At 69.7% G+C, this 23,639-nt stretch carries 20 protein-coding genes; 17 read left to right on the top strand and 3 right to left on the bottom strand.

Features of this window, described 5'->3' with window-relative positions:
- Positions 1-80 precede the first annotated feature (80 nt).
- The 7 genes from ATC03_RS14805 to ATC03_RS14775 all read left to right on the top strand — a co-directional run bounded on the left by ATC03_RS14805 (position 81) and on the right by ATC03_RS14775 (position 11,005).
- The gene (locus ATC03_RS14805) at positions 81-2,435 is read left to right on the top strand and encodes a beta-galactosidase (protein WP_067878692.1); all 2,355 of its coding nucleotides are present in this window, start codon (positions 81-83) and stop codon (positions 2,433-2,435) included.
- Positions 2,436-2,488: 53 nt separating this feature from the next.
- A complete protein-coding gene (locus ATC03_RS14800) occupies positions 2,489-3,802 on the top strand; it encodes an ABC transporter substrate-binding protein (protein WP_161490351.1) in 1,314 nt (437 codons plus the stop codon).
- Entirely contained in the window at positions 3,799-4,788 is a 990-nt protein-coding gene (locus ATC03_RS14795) for a carbohydrate ABC transporter permease (RefSeq protein WP_067878689.1), read from the top strand. Before ATC03_RS14800 ends, ATC03_RS14795 begins: the two co-directional genes overlap by 4 nt.
- Positions 4,785-5,720, top strand: coding sequence for a carbohydrate ABC transporter permease (locus ATC03_RS14790; RefSeq protein ID WP_198168740.1), 936 nt, complete (start codon positions 4,785-4,787; stop codon positions 5,718-5,720). Before ATC03_RS14795 ends, ATC03_RS14790 begins: the two co-directional genes overlap by 4 nt.
- A gap of 37 nt (positions 5,721-5,757) precedes the next feature.
- A complete protein-coding gene (locus ATC03_RS14785; protein ID WP_067878687.1) occupies positions 5,758-7,932 on the top strand; it encodes an alpha-galactosidase in 2,175 nt (724 codons plus the stop codon).
- A gap of 104 nt (positions 7,933-8,036) precedes the next feature.
- Positions 8,037-10,046, top strand: coding sequence for a beta-galactosidase (locus ATC03_RS14780; protein ID WP_067878685.1), 2,010 nt, complete (start codon positions 8,037-8,039; stop codon positions 10,044-10,046).
- Positions 10,043-11,005 carry an aldo/keto reductase gene (locus tag ATC03_RS14775; protein WP_067878683.1) on the top strand — a complete coding sequence of 321 codons (963 nt, stop codon included), beginning with the start codon at positions 10,043-10,045 and terminating at the stop codon, positions 11,003-11,005. Before ATC03_RS14780 ends, ATC03_RS14775 begins: the two co-directional genes overlap by 4 nt.
- Before the next feature lie 98 nt (positions 11,006-11,103).
- Here the strand turns inward: ATC03_RS14775 and ATC03_RS14770 are convergent, their stop codons facing one another.
- From ATC03_RS14770 to tatA, 3 genes are all read right to left on the bottom strand, one after another.
- A complete protein-coding gene (locus tag ATC03_RS14770) occupies positions 11,104-11,877 on the bottom strand; it encodes an IclR family transcriptional regulator (RefSeq protein ID WP_067878680.1) in 774 nt (257 codons plus the stop codon).
- A gap of 119 nt (positions 11,878-11,996) precedes the next feature.
- Complete coding sequence (locus ATC03_RS14765) at positions 11,997-12,446, bottom strand: hypothetical protein (RefSeq protein ID WP_067878676.1); 450 nt, start codon at positions 12,444-12,446, stop codon at positions 11,997-11,999.
- Positions 12,447-12,514: 68 nt separating this feature from the next.
- Positions 12,515-12,802, bottom strand: coding sequence for a twin-arginine translocase TatA/TatE family subunit (gene tatA, locus ATC03_RS14760; RefSeq protein WP_067878674.1), 288 nt, complete (start codon positions 12,800-12,802; stop codon positions 12,515-12,517).
- 260 nt (positions 12,803-13,062) lie between these two features.
- Here tatA and ATC03_RS14755 point away from each other — a divergent pair, with 260 nt between their 5' ends.
- From ATC03_RS14755 to ATC03_RS14710, 10 genes are all read left to right on the top strand, one after another.
- Positions 13,063-13,974: a carbohydrate ABC transporter permease gene (locus ATC03_RS14755; protein ID WP_227820116.1), complete on the top strand. Its 912-nt coding sequence runs from the start codon at positions 13,063-13,065 to the stop codon at positions 13,972-13,974.
- Between the two features lies 1 nt (position 13,975).
- Positions 13,976-14,896, top strand: coding sequence for a carbohydrate ABC transporter permease (locus ATC03_RS14750; RefSeq protein WP_067878671.1), 921 nt, complete (start codon positions 13,976-13,978; stop codon positions 14,894-14,896).
- Between the two features lie 141 nt (positions 14,897-15,037).
- Positions 15,038-16,330 carry a type 2 periplasmic-binding domain-containing protein gene (locus tag ATC03_RS14745; protein WP_067878668.1) on the top strand — a complete coding sequence of 431 codons (1,293 nt, stop codon included), beginning with the start codon at positions 15,038-15,040 and terminating at the stop codon, positions 16,328-16,330.
- A 64-nt stretch (positions 16,331-16,394) separates the two neighbouring features.
- On the top strand, positions 16,395-18,647 hold the full coding sequence (locus ATC03_RS14740) for an FAD-dependent oxidoreductase (protein ID WP_067878666.1): 2,253 nt from the start codon (positions 16,395-16,397) through the stop codon (positions 18,645-18,647).
- 93 nt (positions 18,648-18,740) lie between these two features.
- A complete protein-coding gene (locus ATC03_RS14735; RefSeq protein WP_067878664.1) occupies positions 18,741-19,367 on the top strand; it encodes a TetR/AcrR family transcriptional regulator in 627 nt (208 codons plus the stop codon).
- A gap of 86 nt (positions 19,368-19,453) precedes the next feature.
- Positions 19,454-19,843, top strand: a complete 390-nt coding sequence (locus tag ATC03_RS14730) for a PPOX class F420-dependent oxidoreductase (protein WP_067878662.1) — start codon at positions 19,454-19,456, stop codon at positions 19,841-19,843.
- A 23-nt stretch (positions 19,844-19,866) separates the two neighbouring features.
- On the top strand, positions 19,867-20,262 hold the full coding sequence (locus ATC03_RS14725) for a DMT family transporter (RefSeq protein ID WP_067878660.1): 396 nt from the start codon (positions 19,867-19,869) through the stop codon (positions 20,260-20,262).
- On the top strand, positions 20,259-20,591 hold the full coding sequence (locus ATC03_RS14720) for a DMT family transporter (RefSeq protein ID WP_067878659.1): 333 nt from the start codon (positions 20,259-20,261) through the stop codon (positions 20,589-20,591). Before ATC03_RS14725 ends, ATC03_RS14720 begins: the two co-directional genes overlap by 4 nt.
- A gap of 133 nt (positions 20,592-20,724) precedes the next feature.
- Positions 20,725-21,708 carry a Gfo/Idh/MocA family protein gene (locus ATC03_RS14715; RefSeq protein ID WP_067878653.1) on the top strand — a complete coding sequence of 328 codons (984 nt, stop codon included), beginning with the start codon at positions 20,725-20,727 and terminating at the stop codon, positions 21,706-21,708.
- Positions 21,709-21,799: 91 nt separating this feature from the next.
- Complete coding sequence (locus ATC03_RS14710; RefSeq protein WP_227820115.1) at positions 21,800-23,476, top strand: D-alanyl-D-alanine carboxypeptidase/D-alanyl-D-alanine-endopeptidase; 1,677 nt, start codon at positions 21,800-21,802, stop codon at positions 23,474-23,476.
- Positions 23,477-23,639: the final 163 nt, after the last annotated feature.

The raw sequence follows: 23,639 nt of genomic DNA, 5'->3' as shown, positions 1-23,639 counted from the left end.
GAAACTGAAAGAAACTGCTGCTTGACCTGCAAACGATTTTAGGTCACGATCGCTCCTATCGACCGGATCGAAGGAGATTCATGACACTCGCCCCGACCGACACCGTCGCCACGGTGTTCGCCAGGCACACCCCGTGGGCAAGCGACGCCACCCGCCCTGAGATGAGCAACGAGCCAGGCTCCGCGGCGCGTATCCGGGTGACCAACCGCTTCCTCCTCCGTGACGGCCGCCCGTTCATCCCGGTCTCGGGGGAGCTGCACTACTCGAGGGTCCCCCGCGATCGTTGGCTCGACCGGCTTCGGCTCATGCGGGCGGGCGGACTCACTTCGGTCGCCGCCTACATCCCGTGGATCCACCATGAGGAGGTCGAGGGCGAGGTGCGCTTCGACGGCAACCGCGACATCCGCGCGTTCATCACCGTCGCGGCCTACGTCGGCCTCGATGTCGTGCTCCGTATCGGCCCGTGGGTGCACGGCGAAGTGCGGAACGGCGGGTTCCCGGACTGGGTGCAGGCGGCCGACGTCGTGCACCGCACCGACGACCCGGCGTACCTGGCCCTCGTGGAGACGTGGTTCTCCCACCTCGGCACGCATCTGGAAGGAGTGCTCGGGATGCCGGGGCCGGTCATCGCGATCCAGATCGAGAACGAACTCTACGACCAGCCTGCTCACATCGCGACGCTCAAGTCGATGGCGCAGCGCGCCGGCCTCCACGCCCCGATCTGGACGGCGACCGGCTGGGGTGAAGCAGCCCTCCCCGGTGACGAGGTCTTCCCGCTCTACGGCGGATACCCCGACGGGTTCTGGGCCGCACCGGACGCCGGGTGGCCGGCTGCGTTCCGCGAGCAGTTCTTCTTCACCCACCTCTGGGACGACCCGAACATCGGCGCCGACGTGCGGTGGAAGCTCGGCGGCCCGCACGCCCTCAGCGGCCGGCGCTCGCCGTCGACCACGTTCCCGCCGGCGACCTGCGAACTCGGCGGCGGCATGACCGGCGCCTACCACCGGCGTCCGAAGGTCGGCGGAGCGGATGTCGCGGCCGTCGGTCTCGCCAAGATCGGCAGCGGATCGGCGTGGCAGGGGTTCTACATGTACGTGGGCGGCGTGAACCCGCGAGGCCTCACGGGACTCCAGGAGTCGCACGAGTCCGGATACCCGAACGACATGCCCACCTTCGACTACGACTTCAACGCGCCGGTGAGCACGACCGGTCGGCTCCGTGACGCCCATGCGCTCCTCCGTCGCCAGCACGCCTTCCTCGCCGCCTTCGGTGAGCAGCTTGCGACCATGCCGTCGACGCTCCCGAGCGAGAAGCCCCCGACGCTCGGCGACACGACCACCCTCAGGTGGGCGTTGCGCAGCGACGGCATCAGCGGATTCGTCTTCATCAACGCCCACCAGCCCTACGAGCCGCTCGATCCGCCGACGACCAGATTCGTGCTCGAACTCGAGGACCGGATCGTGGAGTTCCCCGCCGAACCGGTGCGGATCCCGGCGGGTACCCTCGCACACTGGCCGATCAATCTCGAGGTCCGCGACATCACCTTGGAATGGGCCACGGCGAGCGCACTCACGGTGCTCTCCGGCGAAGAACGCGACACGCTCGTGCTCGTCGCGGACGCCGGGGTGCCCGTCGAGCTCCGGTTCGCGCAGGCACCTCGACTGGAGGCCTCGTCGGACGCGGCACGAATCGAGGAGCGCACGATCTCCGTCGACACCACGCAGTCCGAGGTCTTGCACCTGACGGTGGGGGAGACGCCGCTCGACGTCCTGGTGCTCTCGCCCGAAGACGGTGCTCGCGTCTGGGTGTTCGAATCACCGCATCGGCAGCTCGTGCTCGCGGACGGGGCAGCATGGTCGAAGGGCGATGGCTCGATCGCCGGTCGCGTCGAGACGCACCCGACCGACATCCGCCGATATGACGACGAGCGGCGCGCGCTCGTCGAGGTCGACATCGACATCGACAACTTCTCCGTCATGCGAAGCGTGCCGTTCGAAACGCTTCGTCCGGGCGCCACCGTGCCCGAGCTCGGGTACGGGCGCTTCGACGACACCCAGATCTGGTCGGCGCCCACGCTCGACCAGCGCGCCGCGCTCGCCGAACGCATCGTCGTGCCGATTCCGGCCGAGGCGGAGGCGATGGACGCCGAGCTCGAGGTCACCTGGGAGGGCGACGTCCTGCAGTTGCTGGTCGACGGCGTGGTCGTCTACGACCAGTTCTGGACGGGGCACGACTTCGTCGTGAACCTCCGCGACGTCGGCGCAACCCCCGCAACCGAGGTCGTGCTGGAGCTGCTGGCACTGCACCCCGACGCACCCGTTCGGGTCTCGCCCGCAGCCCAAGAGGCCCGGAACCGATCCGACGCTCCGATCGGCGCCGTCCGCGGCATCCGCCTGGTCGAGCCCGCCCGATGGCGCGAACACTCGCCGTCATGAACCGAATCGCCCCACTCACCTCATCCGAGACACATCCCCATGAAAGGACAATGATGTCGAACCCCACCCGTCTGCGCGCAGGCTTGGCCGCCGGAGCCCTCGCGGCCGCAGGAGCACTCGTGCTCAGCGGCTGCACCGCTGGAGGCTCCGGCACGCCGGGCGTCACCACGGTGACCGTCATGTACGCCACGAGCGAGTTCACCAAGGAGCAGGTCGAGGCCTTCGAGGCCGACAACCCCGACATCAAGATCGACTTCGTCGAGTTCGACACCAACCGCCTGAACGCCATGATGACGGCGGGCGACCCGCCCGACCTGGTGCGCGGCAAGCCCAGCGCCAACCTCTTCGCCCGGGAGCTCGCGACGCCGCTCGACGACTACATCGCCGAGAGCGACGTCATCAAGGAGGACGACCTCCTTCCGGTGAACGACCTGTGGCGCTGGAACGGCACCGAGCGCGGCTCGGGCAGCCTCTACGGGCTGGTGAAGGACTTCAGTCCCGACACGACCTTCTGGCAGAACGAGGCCCTGTTCACGCAGGCGGGCGTCGAGCCGCTCAGCACGACCGAACCCGCCAGCTGGGACGACATCCTGACCAAGGGCGAGGCGCTCAAGGCGGCCGGCATCGAGCTGCCCATCGGCATCGAATGGCAGTGGGGCATCGGCGGTCTTCTCCAGGAGATGGTCGAGCAGCAGGGCGAGCAGATCTTCAGCGAGGACCTCACCGAGGCGAACCTCACCTCGCCCGAGGCGATCCGAGCGATCCAGTGGCTGATCGACTACGGCAAGCTCGGCATCGGCCCGACGTCGCTCAACCCGCTCGCCGCGGGTCAGGACGGACCGGCGTTCACGGGCGGCGAGATGGCCGCATCCATGGACGGCTACTGGTTCGCCGGCCAGTTCACCGCGGAAGAGGCGGCCAACGTGGCCGCGACCGCATCGCTCGCGCCGGCGCCGACCTGGGGCGAGCGCATCAGCGCGGTCAACGGCGGCGTCGGAGCCTGGATCCCCGAGGCATCCGATGACAAGGATGCGGCGTGGCGAGTGATGGAGTACTTCATCGGCGGACAGCCGGCCATCGACCGTGCGAAGAGCGGCTGGGGCCTGCCCGCACTCGAGTCGCTGTGGGAGTACCTGCCGACCGAGCAGCCGTACCAGCAGCAGGCGGCGGAGCTTGCGAAGGCCGAGGTCGAGTTCGTGGTCCCGCTTCAGGACTCGCCGTACATCTCGATCGATCAGTGGAACCCCGAGCTCGACAAGGGCGTGCAGTCGGGCATCCTCGGCGAGAAGACGGCGAAGGAGATCGGCCAGGAGGTTCAGGATCGGATGAACACCCTTCTCGCCCAGGGCAAGGACCAGCTGGGATGAGTACCTTGGCAGCGGCCGCGGCGGCGACGAACGTCGCCGCCGCGGGCGCCGCCCGCACTCGCGGGTGGCGTCGCTACCGGGCCCGCACCTTCTATCTGTTCGCCTCGCCGTGGATCGCGGGCTTCGTCCTGCTGACCCTCACGCCGGTGGTCTACGCGTTGATCGTCAGCTTCACGAACTACGACGGCGCCTCGGCGAAGTGGCGCTTCATCGGCATCCGCAATTATGTCGAGCTCTTCACCGCAAGTCCCGCCGTGTGGGAGAGCATGATGCGAACCGTCGCCTACACGGCGGTGGTCGTCCCCCTGAGCGTCGCGGGCGGACTCTTCCTGGCGTTGCTGGTCAATGAGCGCATCCGCGCCCGCGGGGTCGTGCGCGCCATCTTCTTCGTGCCGTCGGTCGTGCCGATCGTCGCGACGGCGATCATGTGGCGCCTCATCTTCAGCAAGGACGCCGGCCTGCTCAACGGAATCGTGCAGGTGTTCGGCGGGCAGAAGGTCACCTGGCTCGCCGACCCCTACGTCATCTACGCGTTGATCGTGATGTCGTTGTGGGGCCTCGGCGGGGGCATGATCATCTCGCTCGCGGCGCTGCAGGACGTGCCGCAGGAGCTGACCGAGGCCGCACGCCTCGACGGCGCCGGCCGCTTGCGGGTGCTGCGGAGCGTCGTCGTGCCGCTCATCTCCCCGGTGCTGTACTTCCAGGTGATCACCGGCATCATCGCGACGCTGCAGATGCTCGTGCAGCCGATGCTGCTGGCTGAATCCTCAGGGAAGCTGTCGTCGGCCATGGTGCCCGAGAGCACGACGCTGTTCATGGTCCACGTCTACAACGAGTTCTTCTACAACAACCGCTTCGGCTACGGCTCGGCGATGCTCTGGGTCTTCTTCGTGGTGATCCTGCTCTTCACCGTGATCATGCAGCGCGTCAGCCGGCGGGTCGTGTTCTACCAGAACGACGTCGAGGATCGAGAGGACGAGAAATGACGCATCTCGCAGAGAGTCCGATGGGTACGGCGACGACGCCGCCCACCACGACGCTCGCCCTGAGGGCGCCCGCACCGAAGGCGCGCCGACGGACGAGCTCGTCGCCCGGTGATCGACCCTCGGTCGGGATCTACATCATGATCGTGATCGCGATCGCGATCTTCGGCATCCCGTTCATCTGGATCGTGCTGACCGCGCTCGCGACGCCGCAGCAGCTCAACGACGGCGTCTCGGGTCTGCTCGATCTGTCGTCGCCCGTGTGGTCGAACTTCATCGATGCCGTGACGAAGGTCGACTACCTCTCCTATGGAGCGAACTCGCTGTTCCTGTCGATCATGACGGCCGTGCTCACGACGTTCAGCAGCGCGACGGTCGGCTTCGCCTTCGCACGCCTCCGCGCGCCGGGCAAGAACGCCCTCTTCCTGCTCGTGGTCTCGACGATGATGATCCCGGCCATGGCGACCCTCATCCCGACGTACGTGCTGTTCGCGCGGCTCGGCCTCGTCGGCACGTACTGGCCGTGGGTGCTCTGGGGACTGGCCGGTGCGCCGTTCTTCATCTTCCTGTTCCGGCAGTTCTTCTCGGCGGTTCCCCGGGAGCTCGAGGATGCCGCGATCATGGACGGCGCCGGATGGATCCGGTCGTACTTCCTCGTGTTCCTGCCGCTCGCCCGGCCCGCGCTGCTCACCGTGTTCCTGCTGTCGTTCACCGGCGCCTGGGGCGACTACCTCGCTCCCGCACTGCTGCTCAACATGGACAACACGACCCTCGCCGTCGCGACGACGTCGATGTACGCGGACCCGCGCGGCAATCCGCTCGTGCCGTTGCAGTCCGCCGGCGCGATCATCTACATGCTGCCCGTGATCATCGTCTTCCTCTTCGGTCAGCGCTATTTCATGTCCTCGGCAATGGGGTCGTCGGTCAAGGGCTGACCGGCGACCGACCTCACGAAAGGGAACCCGAACCCCCATGTCCGTCCACGTCATCGGAACGCGCACCGCGCTCCTGGTCGTCGAACGACCCGACCGTCTGCCCGCGCTCGCCTGGCTGGGCGCTGCCCCCGAGGGCGGCTTCTCGCCCGAGGACGCGGCCGACGTCGCCGCGCTGGTCGGCGACCCGCCCGCATTCCCGACCCCGTTCGACATCTTCGGGCGCGCCGTTCCACTGCTCGGCGAGGCCTCGCAGCTGTGGATCGGCCGGCGTGGCCTTCGCGGCCACCGGCTGGGCGACGGGAGCGGTCCCGCGGCGGGGCGCGACTGGTCGAGCCGGTTCGTGCCCGTGTCGGTCACCGCAGACGCATCGGCCGAGCACGGCGCCGTGGTCGTCGAGGCGGTCGACGAGGTGGCGGGTCTCGCGCTGCGATCCGAGCTCGAGGGCGTCGCCGGGGGAGGGGTGCGCGTGCGTCATGCGCTCCGCAACACGGGCGCGGGCGGGTACGTGGTCGATGCGCTCGAGGTCGCCCTGCCCGCACCGGTGACGATGGTCGAGCAGCTCGACTTCACCGGCCGGTGGGCCCTCGAGCGCATGGCGCAACGTCGGCCGATCGCCGACGGCACGTGGGTGCGCGAGAGCACCGAGGGCCGGCCCGGGTGGGACTCGGCGACGATGCTGATCGCGGGCGAACAGGGGTTCGGGTTCTCGCGCGGGCAGGTCGTCGGGGTGCACGTCGCCGCCGCAGGCGAGGTGCGGCACGTGCTCGAACGCCAGCGCACCGGCATCATCACGGTCGGCGGCGGCGAGGCGCTCGGTCCGGGCGAGGTGGTGCTCGCGCCGGGCGAGGAGTACGCCACGCCGTGGGTCTACGCCTTCGCGGCCGATGACGGCCTCGACGGGCTCGCGGCCCAGTCGCACGCACTCGTGCGGTCGTGGCATCCGGATGCCCTGCACGAGCGCGCCGTGACCAGCAACGTCTGGGAGGCGGTGTACCACGACCACGACGTCGAGCGCCTGTTTGCCCTGGCACGGCTCGCGGCGGAGGTCGGCGTCGAACGGTTCGTGCTCGACGACGGATGGTTCGGCTCGCGCCGCGACGACTCGCGGGGCCTCGGCGACTGGGTCGTCTCCGACCACTTCGGACCAGACGGGCTCCGCCCGCTCTCCGATCTCGTGCACGAGCTCGGCATGGAATTCGGGCTGTGGCTCGAGCCCGAGATGGTGAATCTCGACTCCGACCTCTACCGTGCGCATCCCGACTGGATCCTTGCCACGGGCGGGCGAGTGCCGACCCCGATGCGGTCGCAGGAGGTGCTCGATCTCTCCAGGCCAGAGGTGCACGACCATCTGTTCTCGCAGATCTCGGCCGTGCTCGCCGAGAACGGCGTCGACTACGTGAAGTGGGACCACAACCGGCAGCTCTTCGACGCCGGCAGCGGCGTTCGCGACGGAGCGACCGGCATCCACGCGCACACGCTGGGGTACGCGGCACTGCTCGACCGCCTGCGCGCCGCGCACCCCGACGTCGTGTGGGAGGGCTGCGCCTCTGGCGGCGCGCGCATCGACCTCGATTCGCTCAGCAGGGTCGAGCGCGTCTGGACGAGCGACGGCACCGATGCGCTGTCGCGCCAGCGCATCCAGCGCGGAACGGCACAACTCGCTCCGCTGGCCTGGCTGGGCGCACACATCTCGGCGCCGCGCAACCATCAGACGGGGCGGGTGAGCGACCTCGACTTCCGAGTCGCCACCGCGTTCCTCGGCGACCTCGGCATCGAGTGGGATCTGTCCTCCGCGAATCTCGAGGAGCGCGACCGGCTGCGCGACTGGATCGCCCTCTATCGCAAGCACCGTGGCCTCGTGCACACCGGTCGACTGCATCGGGCGGACGACCTGCCCGACGCCGTCGCCGTGACCGGCGTCGTCGCCGACGATCGCAGCGAGGGGATCTTCGTCTATGCGCAGCTCGAGGAGACGGTGGCGGATCCGCCCCCGTTCCGGCTGCCAGGGCTCGACGCCCGGGCGAGGTATGCGGTTCGTGCCGTGAACCCCGGCAGCGCGGCATCCGATCGGTTCGTCTCGGGCGGTGGCGCGTCTGCCCGCGGCGTGACCGTCGTGGAGGCATCCGGGTTCGCGCTCGGCACCGTCGGACTGCTCCCACCTGCTCGCTGGCCGCAGACCGCGCGCGTCGTGCACGCCGAGCGCCTGGACTGAGTCACGGCCGCACGAACCACGGTCCGAGGACTCGACGACTCGACCGCCCCCGACCCGACCCGACCCGACCCGACCCGACCCGACCCGACCTGTGAGAGGTATGCATGCACTACGGCGCCGACTACAACCCCGACCAATGGCCGGAGGAGGTCTGGCCGGAGGACGTCACGCGCATGCGCGAGGCCGGGGTCACGCTCGTCAACCTCGGCATCTTCTCGTGGTCGCGGCTGCAGCCCGAAGAGGGTCGGTTCGACTTCGGCTGGCTCGATCGCGTCATCGAGCTGCTGCACGCCGGCGGGATCGCGGTCGATCTCGCCACGCCGACCGCATCGCCCCCGCCGTGGGCCTCGGCACGCCACCCCGAGATCCTGCCGCAGGATGAGCGCGGTGCAACGCTCTGGCCCGGCGCACGAGGGCACTTCGCTCCGTCCTCGCCGGTGTATCGGCGGCTGGCGCGAGACATCGCCGCGGCCCTGGCGGATCGCTACGCGAACCACCCCGCGGTGGTGATGTGGCACGTCAACAACGAGTACGGATGCCACCTGGCCGCGGACTACTCGGACGCCGCACGTGACGCCTTCCGCCGCTGGTTGTCCGAGCGGTACGGGGGTGTCGACGCCCTCAATGCGGCTTGGGGCACGGACTTCTGGTCGCAGCGCTACGGATCGATCGACGAGGTGCTGCCGCCGCGTCTCGCCCCGTGCAGCCGGAATCCCGCCCACCTGCTCGACTTCCAGCGGTTCACGAGCGACATGCTGCTCGAGTGCTACCTGCTCGAGCGGGACACGTTGCGGGCCCATGGTGCGACGCAGCCCATCACCACGAACTTCATGGGGGCGTTCAAGCCGGTCGACTACGCCCGATGGGCGCCGCACCTCGACCTCCTGAGCGACGACTGCTATCCCGATGTGAACGAGCCGGAGTCGTTTCGCGATGCCGCGTTCCAGCGCGACCTGATGCGATCGCTGAAGCCCGGCGTCCCCTGGATGCTCATGGAGCAGTCCACGAACGCCGTGAACTGGCGGGTGTCCAATCCGCCGAAGGCGCCCGGCCAGATGGCGGCACTGAGCGCGCAGGCGATCGGTCGCGGTGCGGATGCCGTCATGTTCTTCCAGTGGCGGCAGTCCCGCAGCGGCGCCGAGAAGTTCCACTCCGCGATGCTCCCGCATGCGGGTATGCAGACCCGCACCTGGCGCGAGGTCGTCACGCTCGGAGCCGATCTGGCAGAGCTGCCGACGTTGCCTTCACCCGGAGACCGGGATGCACGGGTGGCGCTCGTCATGGACTGGGAGAACTGGTGGGCGGTGGAGGGGCTCGACCATCCCTACAACCGGCTCGACCATCGGGCCGAGCTGCATCGCTGGTACCACGCGTTGCACCGTCGCCACGTCCAGGTCGACATCGTGCCGCCCGAGCGAGTCGACGAGCGGTACCAACTCGCCGTCGCTCCGCTCCTCTCCCTGCTACGAGATGAGGGTGCATCGCGACTCGAGGGATTCGTCCGCTCGGGCGGGCATCTCCTCACCGGTCCGTTCAGCGACCTGGTCGACGAGAACGACCGACTCTGCGAAGGCGGCTATCTCACCCGGCTCGGGCCGGCGCTCGGTATCAGGCTCGAGGATTTCGGGGCCCTCCTGCCTCCAGACGCCGCCGGACCGGGCGAGCGCGAGGCGTTCTTCGCCGGTCCGTTCGGCGAGTGCCGCGGCACGGCGTTCGCCGAGGAGATCGACGCGGTCTCCGCCACGGTCGAGGCGTCGTTCACCACGGGGCGCCGCGCGGGACATCCGTCGCTGACTCGGAATCGCCACGGCGAAGGGATCGCGAGATATCTCGCGACGTTGCCCGACGACCGCGGTGTGCAGGCGATCGTGGATCACGTCCTGGCCGACGCGCGCGTCGTGCCCGTCCTCCCAGGTCTCCCGGAACACGTCGAGGCCGCTCGACGCGGGCACCTCGTGACGCTCGTCAACCATGGCGGCGCGCCGACCGAGATCGAGGTGACGGGCTTCGACGTCGTGAGCGGTGACCCGGTCGACGGAATCGTGCTCGGTCCGTTCGAGTGGCGGATGCTGCGCGACGATCGGTCGGCTTCCGATCAGGAAGTCGCGGAATGACGGTCGCCGACGTCGGCCCGCCGGTCGATCTCCGGCCACTGGGACGAAGCGGCTTCTCGGCGAGCGGCATCACGCTCGGGACGTCGAGCCTCGGTAGGGACACCCGTCCCGGCGACGACCGGGATGCGGCGGCGATCGAGTTCGCGGCCGCGATGCTGCACGGGCCGTACGCGCTCATCGACACCTCGAACGAGTACGCAGGCGGACGAAGCGAGGCGGTTCTCGGGGCCGCGCTCGCCAGAGGCGGGAGTTCGCCCGGCCGCGCCATCGTCACGAAGGTCGATCGCGACCTCAGCACTGGGATCTTCGACCGCGATCGAGTCTGGCGCTCCTTCGAGGAGAGCTGCCGGCGGCTCGGCGTGGATCGCCTCGGGATCGTGCACCTGCACGACCCGGTGACGATCTCGTTCACGGAAGCGATGGGATCCGGCGGTGCCGTGCAGGGACTTGCAGAGCTCAGGGAGCAGGGCCTCGTCGGAGCGATCGGCGTCGCCTTCGGAGAGGTTCCACTCCTGCGCCGCTACGTCGCCACTGACGCGTTCGATGTCGTGCTCTCCCATAATCGCTACACCCTCGTCGATCGCACGGCCGCTCCACTCTTCGAGGACGCAGCCGAGCGCGGAATGGGCGTGTTCAACGCCGCTCCGTTCGGGGGAGGGCTCCTGGCGCGCGGCTCGAGGAGCGGCGCCGGCTACGCGTACGGCGACACGACGGCCGAGCTCCGTGCCTGGGTGGGCCGGGTCGAGGAGATCTGCGCGCGGCACGGAGTGCCCTTGGCGACCGTCGCCCTGCAGTTCTCGCTGCGCTCGCCGCTCGTGCACTCGACGATCGTGGGCATCTCTTCGACGGCGCGCATCGTGGGCTTGGAGCGCGTCCGGCTCACCGGAGTACCCGACGAATGCTGGGATGAACTCGAGCGTCTGCCGCCGGCGCCCTCGACGATTCACGACACGGAGTAGACGCCTTCGGGCTCCGGCGTCCGATTCATCCGATCGAGCGAGCGTACGGCGGCAGCGGCCCCCGTTCCGCGCGGAGTCCGAGTCGACCGAGCGTGGCGTCAGGCCGGGACGGCGACGTACCCGATGCCGGATCCGATCCGGTCGGCGGCCTCGATGAGCATCGCGGCCAGCGCGGTCTCACGTTCCTCCAGCCTGATCGCCGTGGCGGGGCCCGAGATCGAGATGGCGGCGATCACGACGCCGGACGTGTCCCGCACGGGGGTGGCCACGCTGGCGCGGCCGAGCGCGAACTCATCGACGTCGACGGCATACCCACGCACGGTCGCCCGCGCCACCTCGGCGTCGAGCTCGACCGGATCGGTGATCGTCCTGGCGGTGTAGGGCAGGAGTTCGCCGAGGAGCTCGGCGCGCTCCGACTCGGGCACGCCGATGAGCAGGCACTTGCCCATGCTCGTGGCGTGCAACGGGTCGCGGCGTCCGGCGATGGTGTGATTGCGCGGTGCACTCGCGCCGTCGAAGTTCGCCAGGTACATGACGCTGTCGTCCCGGCGGATCGCGATGTTCGCGCCGAGCCCGAGATCGGCCGCGAGGTTCTGCAACGTCTGCCGTGCACCCCGGTAGAGCGCGTTCTGGTTCAACGCGACGCTCCCGAGCGCGATGATGTCGGGACCGAGACGGTAGAGCCCGCTCAGTGGATCGCGCTCGACGAGGGCGACCGACTCGAGCGTGCTGAGGAGCCGGGACGCGGTCGACTGGCCGAGCTGGGTGGCCTTCGCGACATCCGAGACTCGCTGCGGCTGACCGCCGGCGAAGACGTTGAGCACCGCGACGGCCTTCTCGACACTTTGATTGTTTCCACGTTCCGAAGGCATTTCCCTATCCTATGGTCAATATTGCCTTGACGGAGCGCGCCATGCGCATGGCGCGCAACACTTGCACGATGCGCGCGGTCCGCCACGTCGCGATTGCGCCCCGTGGATGCCGTCGGTGGTCAGTACAGGTCGACGGTGCGCCCGTCGAGGCCGATGAACTCGAGTTTCACGGAACCGCAGTCTGCCAGCTCCGCTCGGCCGATGCTCACGTCCCAGAGCGGCCCGGGTCGAGATGCGGTGCGACGGGCTCGTGTCGACGACGCGCCGAGCGCGCAGGCGACTGCGGCGCCGTCTCGGGTGATCACCGTATCGCCACCATCGGGGTTCGCCGTCGATCCGGCCTCGCCGAGGACGATTCGGAGACTGGTGCCTCCGCGCACCGACATGACGCCGTCAAGCACGGCGCCCGGCTCGCCCTGGGCCGAGCTGCCGCCGACGAGTCGGACGCGCGCGATGGTGGCCCATTGGGGCACCCGCACGCGCGCGGCCGGCCGGCGGCGATCCACGACGACCTCAGCCGAACGGATGCCGTCGCGAACTCGGGATTGCAGGCCGGCGTCGGGGTTCATGGTTCCAAAATAGAAAATATTCTCTATTTGTGCGACCCTGTGGCGCGGATCCCCAGCGAGCTCGAAGCTTATACGGAGGTCGGCGGAACGGCGATCGGCGGGACCGCGCCGGGTGCGGATGCGGCCGGTGCCGGTGCGGCGGTCGCCGATGCGGGGGTCGTCGCCGGTGAGACCGGCGCCGCCGGGGCCTCGGCGCTGTCGCGCGGCACGTCGCCCTGATCTCGGACCTCGGTCTTGAAGATCCGCATCGACTGGCCGAGGCTGCGTGCCAGCATCGGGATCTTCGGCGCGCCGAAGAGCAGGAGAATCACGGCGATGATGATCGCCGCGTGCCAACCGTTGAGATTCGCGAGCATGTGGACTTCCGATCACTCGGGCCTGGCGGGCCGGCGGCGCTGCCAGGCGGAGATGGTGCGACAGGGATTCGTGTCGCGATTCGTTCAATCTCGAACTTGCTCTAGCATGCCACCTGTGCGATAGTCATGCAATCCGTGCATGCGGTATTCCGCAAACGGAGAAAAAAGTGCAGATCCGGAACAGGCGTCATGGCGACGCCTTCCGGCCGAACGAAGGAACGCCCGATGACGTGCTCAACCCAGAGCGGATGGAACGGCTGATGACCGCGCTCGACTCCGCTCGTCCACGCATGAAGCCCGGCCGACTCTCCGAAGTGGGCTTCGTCTCCCTGCTGCTCCTGCCCGGCCTCGCGCTGCTGCTCTGCGTGGTCCTGTACCCGTTGCTGCGCTCGCTCGCCTCCGCGTTCTTCAACGAGAGCCTTCTGTACCCCGGCGTCACCTGGGCCGGCTTCGACAACATCACCGCCGTGCTCGCCGACGGGTTCGGCGACCTGCTCTGGCAGACGCTCATCTTCACCGTGGGCGCAACGATCTTCCCGTTCATCATCGGGCTCGCCCTCGCCCTCGCGCTCAACGAGCGCTTCCGTGGATCGCGGATGCTGCGCGGCGCGTTCCTCGTGCCGTGGCTGCTGCCCGGCGTGGTCGTGTCGTTCCTCTGGATGTGGATCTTCGACGCGAACTACGGCGTGCTGAACGGTCTGCTCCTCCAGGCCGGCACGATCGACAGTCCGATCGCGTGGTTGTTCCAGACCGACACCGCTCGCGGGGCGCTCATCATCGCCAAGACGTGGAATTCGTTCCCCTGGATCATGGTCATGCTGCTCGCGGCGCTCCAGTCGGTGCCGGGCGAACTCCACGAGGCGGCGGCGATGGACGGCGCCGGCCCGATCCGGCGCTTCTTCGCCGTGACGTGGCCGCACATCAGCGGGGTCGCCGGGCTCGTCATCCTGCTCGAGTTCATCTGGAACTTCCAGCACTTCGACACGATCTTCGTGCTGACCGGCGGCGGTCCGGCCGGCACGACCTCGACCTTCGCCACCGAGGTCTACGACACGGCGTTCAAGGGCTACGACCTCGGGCACGCCGGCGCGCTCGGCCTGCTCTGGATGGGGCTGCTCATGATCCTCGTGGTCGTCTACGTGCGCTTCTCGGAGCGCGGAGAGAAGCACTGACATGTCGACGATGCTCACCGTTCCTTCCGACGTTTCCGACCCCACTCCGACGGCCGCTGCGGTGCTCGGCGCCGGCCAGCGCGGCCAGCGCATCCGCCGCCGACGCCGCCCGCGCTGGGCGATCGGCATCACCGTCGCCCTCGTCGGCCTGTTCACCTTCGCGCCGCTGTACTGGCTGGTCATCACCTCCCTCACGCCCGACGCGGACGTGTTCGCGTTCCCGCCGCGGCTCTTCCCCGAAGAGATCACGTTCGACCATTACGTGAGCGTGTTCGCCGACCCCGCCATCTTCGGGTTCCTCACGAACAGCATCTTCGTCTCGGTCATCACCGCGGTGCTCTCGGTCATCGTGTCGATGTACATGGCCTACGCGTTCTCGAAGTTCCGCTACCGCGGACGCAAGGCGCTCATGTACTTCGTGCTCTCGAGCCAGATGTTCCCCCAGGCACTGCTGCTCGTCACCCTGTACGTGGTGTTCGCGCAGTTCGGCCTGCTGAACACGTACCAGGCGCTCGTCATCTCGTTCACGACGTTCACGCTCCCGCTCTGCGTGTGGATGCTGAAGGGCTTCTTCGACGCACTGCCCGACGACCTGATCGAGGCGGCGAAGATCGACGGCGCCGGCCACTGGCGCACGCTGCACTCGGTGATCCTGCCGCTCGCCGCACCCGGGCTCGTCGCGGCCGGCCTGTTCGCCTTCGTACGCGGCTGGAACGACTTCATCTTCGCGCTCACGCTCGCGGGACCCGAGAAGCAGACCCTGCCGCCCGGCCTCGTGAACCGCTTCATCGGCGAGGCCGCCACCGCGTGGCCTGCGCTCATGGCCGCCTCGCTCATCACCTCGATCCCCGTCTGCATCGCGTTCATCGCCCTGCAGCGCTACCTCGTCGGGGGCATCACCGCCGGTGCCGTCAAGGGCTGACGGCACCGCCGCCCGCCCGGACGACGCTCCCCGGCTCCCGACTCGACCGACCGGCCCGGTTCGACCGACCGGCCCGACTCGACCGACCGACCCAACCCGCCCGACCCAACCCAACCCAGAGAACCCAACCAAGGAGAAACCATGTCAGCACAGCTCAGCCGGCGCGATCTGCTCCGCTTCGGCGCCATCGGCATCGGCGCCGCGGCCGTCGCAGGCCTCGCAGGATGCGCACCGACCGCCACCGGCGGCGGCGCGGTCGCAACCAAGGCGCCCGCCGGTCCCACGAACTTCTCGTTCGCCTCGTGGGGCATGTCGGAGGACGCGACCAAGGCCGTGCTCGGCCCCGTCGTGCAGACCTTCGCCAAGAAGGACGCCATCACGATCGACACCCCGAGCTACCCGTTCAACGACTACCTGAACCAGCTCACGCTGCAGGTGCGCGGCGGCCAGTTCACGGGCGCCGCCCAGCTCGACGTCGCCTGGCTCTCGAGCATGGCCGCCCTCGGCAAGCTGCGCGACCTCGGTCCGGCCGCGAAGGGTCGCGGCTACACCCCCGCAGCCCTCACCGCCGGCCAGTTCGAAGACGTGCAGTACGGCCTGCCGTGGACGGTCGCCGCCATCGGCCTCGTCACGAACACCGAGCTCTTCGAGAAGGCCGGCGTCTCGGCCGCTCCCGCCACCATCGACGAGTTCCAGGACGCCCTGCAGGCGCTCAAGGGCACCGGCGTCATCCCCTACGCCGCGTCGACCAAGACCGCCCAGCTGAAGGACTTCATCGTCTGGGCGCAGACCTTCGGTTCGCCGATCGTCGAGAAGGGCAAGTCGACCTTCGGCGACGACGGCTCGGTCGAGGCCCTCACCTGGTACAAGAAGCTGTTCGACGACGGCCTCATCACGGCCGACGTCGACCGCGCCGCCGCTCGCACGCTGTTCAGCCAGGGCAAGACCGCGATGTACGACGACGCGCCTGCCGGTCGCGCCGGCGTGCTCAAGACGGCCGCCGATCCCGACCTCGGCTCGAAGATGGCGCCGATCGCCCGCCCCGTGCTGAAGAAGGGCGACACCCCGCAGGAGCTGCTCTGGGGCCACCTCGTCGTGGTCGTCGACGGCAAGGGCGCGGACACCGCGACCGAGTTCGCCCAGTGGCTCACCAGCGACGTGGCGCAGGAGATCAGCTACTTCTCCGCACTCGGCCTTCCGCCGACCACCGAGGAGGCGCTCGCGGCGTCGGCCGTGCAGGCGAACCCGTTCGTGAACTCGTTCACCGAGCTCGTCACGAAGGACGCCAAGGCCAGCCCGCTGTGGCAGTTCCCCCAGTACGGCCAGATGGAGACCGCCGTCGCCGAGCAGGTCCAGGCAGCCCTCGTCGGCCAGTCCTCGCCGAAGGACGCGATGAAGAAGGCCGGTGAGGCGGTCAACGCCCTCATCGGCTGATCAGAACCGGTCGCCCCGCACCACGCCGCACCCTCCCTCCCCCCTCCCCAACAGAAGGACAGTAATGCTCCACCGAGAGATCACCACCGATATCGTCGTCGTGGGCGGCGGCCTGGCCGGCGTGTCAGCCGCGATCAGCGCGGCGCGACTCGGCCGAACGGTCGCCCTCGTCGGCAATCGGCCGGTGCTCGGGGGCAACTCCTCTTCTGAGGTGCGGGTGTGGGTGTGCGGGGCGACCGCCCACGGCATGCAGCGGTTCGCGCGCGAGACCGGCATCGTGGGCGAGCTGTACGTCGAGAACCAGTACCGGAATCCCGACGGCAACCCCATCCACTGGGACGAGGTCGTCTTCGACGCGGTGCGCGCCGAGCCGAACATCACCCTGCACCTGAACACCGACGTTCGCTGGGTCGATGCGGCCGACGTCGACGGAGAGCGCGTCATCCGCTCGGTCACGGGCTGGACGATGGGCTCGGAGATCGAGACCGTCTTCCACGCGGCGTACGTCATCGATGCCACCGGTGACGGCCTGATCGGCCACCTGGCCGGAGCCGACTACCGGCTCGGCCGCGAGGCGGCGTCCGAGTTCGGCGAAGAGTGGGCGCCGGAGGTCGCCGACGAGGAGTTCCTCGGCTCGACCCTCCTCTTCTACACGAAGGATGCGGGCCACCCGGTTCGCTTCGTCGCGCCCGACTCGGCGAAGGACATCCTCTCCACGCCGATCCCCAGGTCGCGCATCATCCGGTCGGGTGACAAGGGAGCGCACTACTGGTGGATCGAGTGGGGCGGCGAGCTCGACATCGTGCACGACAACGAGCGGATCCGCGACGAGCTCCGTTCGGTCATCTTCGGGATCTGGGACTACATCAAGAACTCCGGCACGTTCGACGCGGAGACGCTGGACCTCGAATGGGTGGGGGCGGTGCCAGGCAAGCGCGAGTACCGTCGGTTCCTCGGCGATCACGTCCTCACGCAGCACGACATCCTCGACCAGGTGGATTTCGACGACCAGGTGGCCTTCGGCGGCTGGTCGATCGACCTCCATCCCGTGGAGGGCATGTACGCCCAGCACGCGGGCGCGAGCCAGCGGTACTCCAACGGCATCTACGGCATCCCGTTCCGCAGCTACTACTCGCGCAACATCGCGAACATGCTCATGGCCGGTCGCGACATCTCCGCGACGCACGTCGCGTTCGGATCCTCGCGCGTGATGGCGACCTGCGCGGTCGGGGGCGAGGCGGCCGGTACCGGGGCTGCGCTCGCGATCGAGATGGGCGAGCGGCCCCGCGAACTCTCGGGCGCGCACGCCGAGCGGCTCCAGCAGGTCCTCCTGCGCCAGGACGCATCCCTGTTCGGCGTGCGAAACCGCGACCCGCTCGACCGGGCGCGCGACGGACGGGTGAGCGCCTCCAGCTCGGAGACCTCGTTGAGCGCGGCGACGGATGCGGCGGAGCGCGAGTTCGGGTTGGACCACGACCTCGGCATCCTCGTGCCGATCGATCCCGAGCTCCGCGGTCTCGACGTGCTCGTGCGCGTGACGGCCGACACCACGCTGCGCGCCTCCCTCTGGACCACCGGCAAGCGCCAGAACGCGGTCCCCGTCGATCGGCGCATGGAGACCTGGATCGCCATCAGCGCATCGGACGAACCCCAGTGGGTGCAGTTGCCGTTGGCCTGGCGACCCGAAGAGCCCGAGAACGTGGTCGTCGTGCTGCACGCGGACGCCGCGGTCTCCGTCGTGCTCGCGCAGGACGGCGTTCCCGGCGTGCTCGCCCTGACCCACAGCCCGGAGGCCGACGGCGACGTGAACGTCGAGTTCGATCCGGACGAGGCCCTGGTCGCCTGGCCCGCGCACCCGCTCCGCGGCTGGGTGCCGCGGCTCGAGGTGCATCCGCCGACCGCCGCCTACGACGCGAGCAAGGCCGTCGGCGGATACCAGCGCCCGTACGGGGGCCCGCAGCACTGGGCTTCGACGGCGCTCGGTGACGAGCCGGCGTGGCTGCAGGTCGAATGGGACTCCCCGGTGGTCCCCGCCGAGGTGCGTCTCGTCTTCGACGACGACGTGGACACCGAGCTCAACACCCTGCACCATCACCGATCGCCGCACCTGGTGTTCCCCCAGCTCGTGCGCGACTACGTCGTCGAGGGGCGCCGCGACGGCGCGTGGCATCCGCTCGTGGAGGTCACCGGGAACCGGCGTCGGCACCGCATCCACCGACTCGAGGCCGCCGATGCCGTCGACGCGGTGCGCATTCGCGTCCATGCGACCAACGGCGATCGTCACGCGAGGATCGTGAGCCTGCGCGTCTACGAGTGACGCTGCGCGTCGACGAGCGATCGAGCTCGTCGACGAATGAGCCCGCGCGCCGGCGGGTGAGTCCCCCTCGCCGGCGCGCGATACCGTTGAAGGATGCCCCGGGTCTCCGACTCATATCGCGCCAAGCGCCTCGACGACCTCTATCGCGCCACGTGGCGCTGCGTCGCCGAGATCGGCCTGCAGCGGATGACGATCACCGACATCATCACCGAGTCGGGCTTCAGCGCCGGAATGGTCTACAACTACTTCGGCGGCAAGGACGAACTCGTCGATGCGGCCCAGATCGAGGCGATCGCACGCGCCCGGGCTGCGCTCGACGTCGCGACCTCCCGGCCCAGTGCGGGCCCGGACGAGCTGTTCGAACGCACCCTGCGTGCGTTCGCGACGCGTCCGGACGCCGGTGACAACGCGCTGCTCGCGCTCTGGTCGATGAACGCGAGCGAGAGGTCGAGCCCGGAGGCGCGGGTCGCGCTCGCCGCGTTCGCCCGGTCCACCCGAGAACGATTCGCCGACCAGGCGCTCGGCTGGCCGCGAAGCGACGGGCGCGCACCGACCCGTGCGCACGCGCTCGCCGATGCCGAACTGCTCGAATCCGTCATCCTCGGGTTCTTCGCACAGCAGCGATTCGGCGCGCTCGACCATTCGCCTCCGCTGCTCTCGGTCCTGCGCTCGGCGCGTCGGCACCGGCTCGCGATCCGTCGGCTCTGGGCGGGCCGATAGCGGCCGAGCCGCACCGGCACGTCGACTAGCCTGAACCGTGGCCGGAGCGAGGTTCGGGTCTTTCGGCATCACGAACAGGAGCGCGCATGACGACGTCCGAGGCCATCCTCGCCGGCAAGTACGTGTCGCTCACGACGTTCCGCAAGGACGGCACGCCGGTGCCGACGCCCGTGTGGTTCGCCCTCGACGGCGACCGGGTCGTCGTGCAGACGCCGGCCGGCACCGGCAAGCTCAAGCGCCTGCGCCGGGACACCCGAGTCGTCGTCGCGCCGTGCGACCTGCGCGGCCGCGTGCCCGACGGGGCGCCCGAGCGCGCCGGCACCGCCGAGATCGTGACCGACCAGTCCGAAGCCGAGCGCCTGCAGGGGCTCCTGCGTCGTCGCTACGGCGTCATGTACTCGGTCGCGAACGCGATCATGAAGCCGCGAGGCAAGGACCGCGCGGCCGACGTCCTGCTGCGCATCACGCTGGACTGACCGCCCGAGACGAAGGAGAGCGGATGCCGCGCACCGGCGCCTGGGCCGTGCTCGCGCTCACGATCGCGCTCGAGGTCACGGCGACCCTCAGCCTCGACGCCGCCCAGCGGCATCCGTGGCTCTACGCGGTCGTGGTCGTGGGATACGCCGGATCGTTCGTGCTGCTCTCGCAGGTGCTGCGCATGGGCATGCCGCTCGGGGTCGCCTACGGCATCTGGGGTGCGACCGGGGTCGCGCTGACGGCGGTGCTCGCGTGGGCGCTGTTCGGCGACCCGCTCACGCCGACCATGCTCGCGGGCATCGGGCTCGTGGCGGCCGGCGTGCTGCTCGTCGAGCTCGGGTCGCAGCAGGCCGCGCGTCGCGCGCAGGCATCCGGCACCACTGGCACCACCGACACCGCAGGCGGGGCGAGCGCATGACCTGGGTGCTGCTGGCGTTCGCGATCCTGAGCGAGGTCGGCGCGACCCTGTCGCTGCGCATGGCCACGCATGCCGAGCGGCGACGACGGGTCTGGATCGTCCCGGTCGTCGTCGGCTACCTCTGCTCGTTCGTGCTGCTCGCGGCGACCCTCGCGCAGGGCATGCAGGTCGGCGTGGCCTACGGCGTATGGACGGCCGTCGGGGTGGTGCTCACCGCGCTCGCCGGACGCCTGCTGTTCCGCGAACCGTTCACGTGGGTGATGGGCGCCGGGGTCGCGCTCATCGTCGGCGGCGTGCTGCTCATCGAACTCGGCACGCCGGGGCACTGAGCGCCCGCTCCGGGTCGGCAGGCCGCACCGAGCGAGCGGATGCCGCGGGCGGGCCGGGTCGCGCGGGCCTCGGCTCGCGGCATCCGCCACCCCGCTGCTGCCGCCGTCGGTGCGCGTGGCTAGGCTTGGGCCCATGACGGATCGACTGCGCTGGGGCATTCTCGCGACGGGTGGCATCGCCCACTCCTTCACCAACGACCTGAAGCTGAACGGCTTCACCGTGCAGGCGGTCGGGTCGCGCTCGCAGGCCGGCGCCGACGCGTTCGCCGCCGAGTTCGACATCCCGAACGCGCACGGCAGCTACGAGGCCCTCGTCAACGACCCCGAGGTCGACGTGATCTACGTGTCGACGCCGCATCCCGTGCACGCCGAGAACGCGAGGCTCGTGCTCGAGGCCGGCAAGCACGTGCTCGTCGAGAAGCCGTTCACGCTCAACGCCGGCGAGGCGCGCGAGCTCGCCGCGCTCGCCGCCGAGAAGGGCCTGCTCGCGCTCGAGGCGATGTGGACCCGCTACCTGCCGCACATGGTGCGCATCCGCGAGATCCTCGCCGAGGGCACGCTCGGCGAGGTGCGCTCGCTCATCGCCGACCACACGCAGAAGCTCTCCGACGACCCGGCGCACCGCATCAACGCACTCGAACTCGGCGGCGGCGCACTGCTCGATCTCGGCATCTACCCGGTGTCCTTCGCCTGGGACCTCTTCGGCGAGCCCGCCACGATCCAGAGCACGGCGACGTTCAAGTCGACCGGTGCCGACGCGCAGATCGTCGCCGTGTTCGGCTACGACGGCGGCCGTATCGCGACGACCGTCTCGGCGAGCGACACCCGCGGTCCGAACGTGGCGACCGTGCTCGGCACCGAGGCCCGCATCGACATCGACGCCGTCTGGTACACGCCGACGACGTTCCGCGTCGTGGCGCACGACGGCACCGTGCTCGAGTCGTACGAGTCCGAGGTCGTGGGGCGCGGCATGCACTTCCAGGCCGAGGCCGTCGAACGTCTCGTGGCCGCCGGAACCCTCGGCGGCGACCTGCTCACGATCGACGAGTCCGTCGCCATCATGCGCACGCTCGACACCATCCGCGAGCAGATCGGGCTGCGCTACCCGGGCGAGTGAACGTGCTCCGTGGCATCCGCTCGTGCGGCCGTTCAGGGGATTTTCGGCCTCTGATCAGGCTTCGGTCTGGTACGCCGCGTAGGCTGCCCGAATGACCGACGAGACGGATGCCACGGGCGAGCCCGAATCCGTCGGCGAGCCCGGCGGTGAGAACGCGGCCGGCGAGGGTGTCGAGACCGGTGCCGTCGAAGGTGGCGGAGCCGTCGAGACTGAGGCCGTCGAGACCGAGGTGCTCGCCACGACGGACGATGAGCCCGAGGCCGACGTCGCGCCTGAGCCCGCCGATGCCGTCGAGGCCGCCGCATCCGGCCCGGCCGCGGCATCCGTCATCGAACCCGTCGGTCGAGGCGCCTCGATTCGGGCCTTCGCACGCCGGCACAAGGTCGCCCTGTCGGTGACCGCGGGCGTCGTGGCGTTCGCCCTGCTCGGCGCCGGCGCCGTGTTCGCCGGGGCGTCGATGAACGCGCCGCGCGCCGAGACCGTGGCGTTCGTCAGCGAGACGCCGACCCCGACGCCCGATCCCGGGCGCCCGATGCCGGCCGCCCTCGCCGCACCGAGCGCGATCGACACGAAGATCCGCACGTGCTCGGTCGCCGACCGCGCAGCCGACCCGCGCCTCGCGAACCTGCAGGCGCACGTGCGCAACGCGGCCACCGGCGACGTGCTCTACGACCGCGGCGGCAGCACGCCGTCGCGCACCGCGAGCGTCATGAAGGTGCTCACCTCGGCGGCGGCCCTCGACGTGCTCGGCCCCGACTACCGGGCGACCACGACCGTCGTGAAAGGTGCCGAGCCCGGCTCAGCCGTGCTCGTGGGCGGCGGCGACGTCACCCTCTCGCGCACGTCGAGCGGCACCGAGACCGTGTATCCGGGCGCGGCACACCTCGACGACCTCGCGGCCCAGGTGCGGGCCGCGTGGAACGCCGACCCGTCGAACCCGCCGCTGACGAAGCTGATCCTCGATGCGAGCTACTTCAGCGGCGACGAGTACCAGCCCAGCTGGGACACCGTCGAACGCGACGACGGCTACATGTCGAACATCACGGCCCTGCAGGTCGACGGCGACCGCAACGACCCCGCATCCAACACCTCCACGCGCAGCACCGACCCGATCGGGCGCGCGGGCCAGGCGTTCGCCGACCAGCTCGGCGGCATCTCCGCGATCGAGCGCGGCACCGCGCCGGCGGGCGCGCAGCAGCTCGGCGCCGTGAGCTCGCCGACGGTCGCCCAGCTCGTCGACAAGGCGCTCGTCGTCTCCGACAACACGGTCGCCGAGATGCTCGCGCGACTCCTGGCCATCAAGACCGGATCGGGCAACACGTTCGGTGCGATCAACGCGGGCGTGCTCCAGGGGCTCCAGGCGTACGGCATCGACACCGCCGGCATCACCGTCGTCGACGGGTCGGGCCTGAGCGACGACAACGCCGTGCCGCCGGCCTACCTCACGCAGCTGTTCATCAAGATCAACGCCCGCGAGGGCAACCTCGGCGTGCTCATGGACGGGCTGCCGGTATCGGGCCAGCGCGGTTCGCTCTCGTACAGCGACCGGTTCGCGGGCGACAACGCCGTCGCCGACGGCGCCGTGTCGGCCAAGACCGGCTGGATCAACAGCGGCTACACGCTCTCGGGCGTCATCCGCGCACAGGACGGCTCGACCCTGACGTTCGCGATCTACGCGCTCGGCGACGTGTCCGACGACGCGAAGCAGGCCATCGACACGCTCACCACGGGGTTCTACCTCTGCGGCGACGACCTCTCGAACAGCTGACGGTCGCCCGCGGCATCCGCCCCGCCCGCATCGAATCGCGCATCGCGCCTGAACCGCGCGCCTGAACCGCGCGCCTGAACCTCGCGCCTAAACCGCGCGCCTGAACCGCGCGCCTGAACCGCGCGACAGAACCTCGCGACGGGGCGAGCGGATGCCGCCGCCT

This window comes from Agromyces aureus, assembly GCF_001660485.1.
Lineage (GTDB): Bacteria > Actinomycetota > Actinomycetes > Actinomycetales > Microbacteriaceae > Agromyces > Agromyces aureus.
Note: the sequence above shows the minus strand (reverse complement) of the source record. Positions and strands in the feature narration are given on the sequence as shown.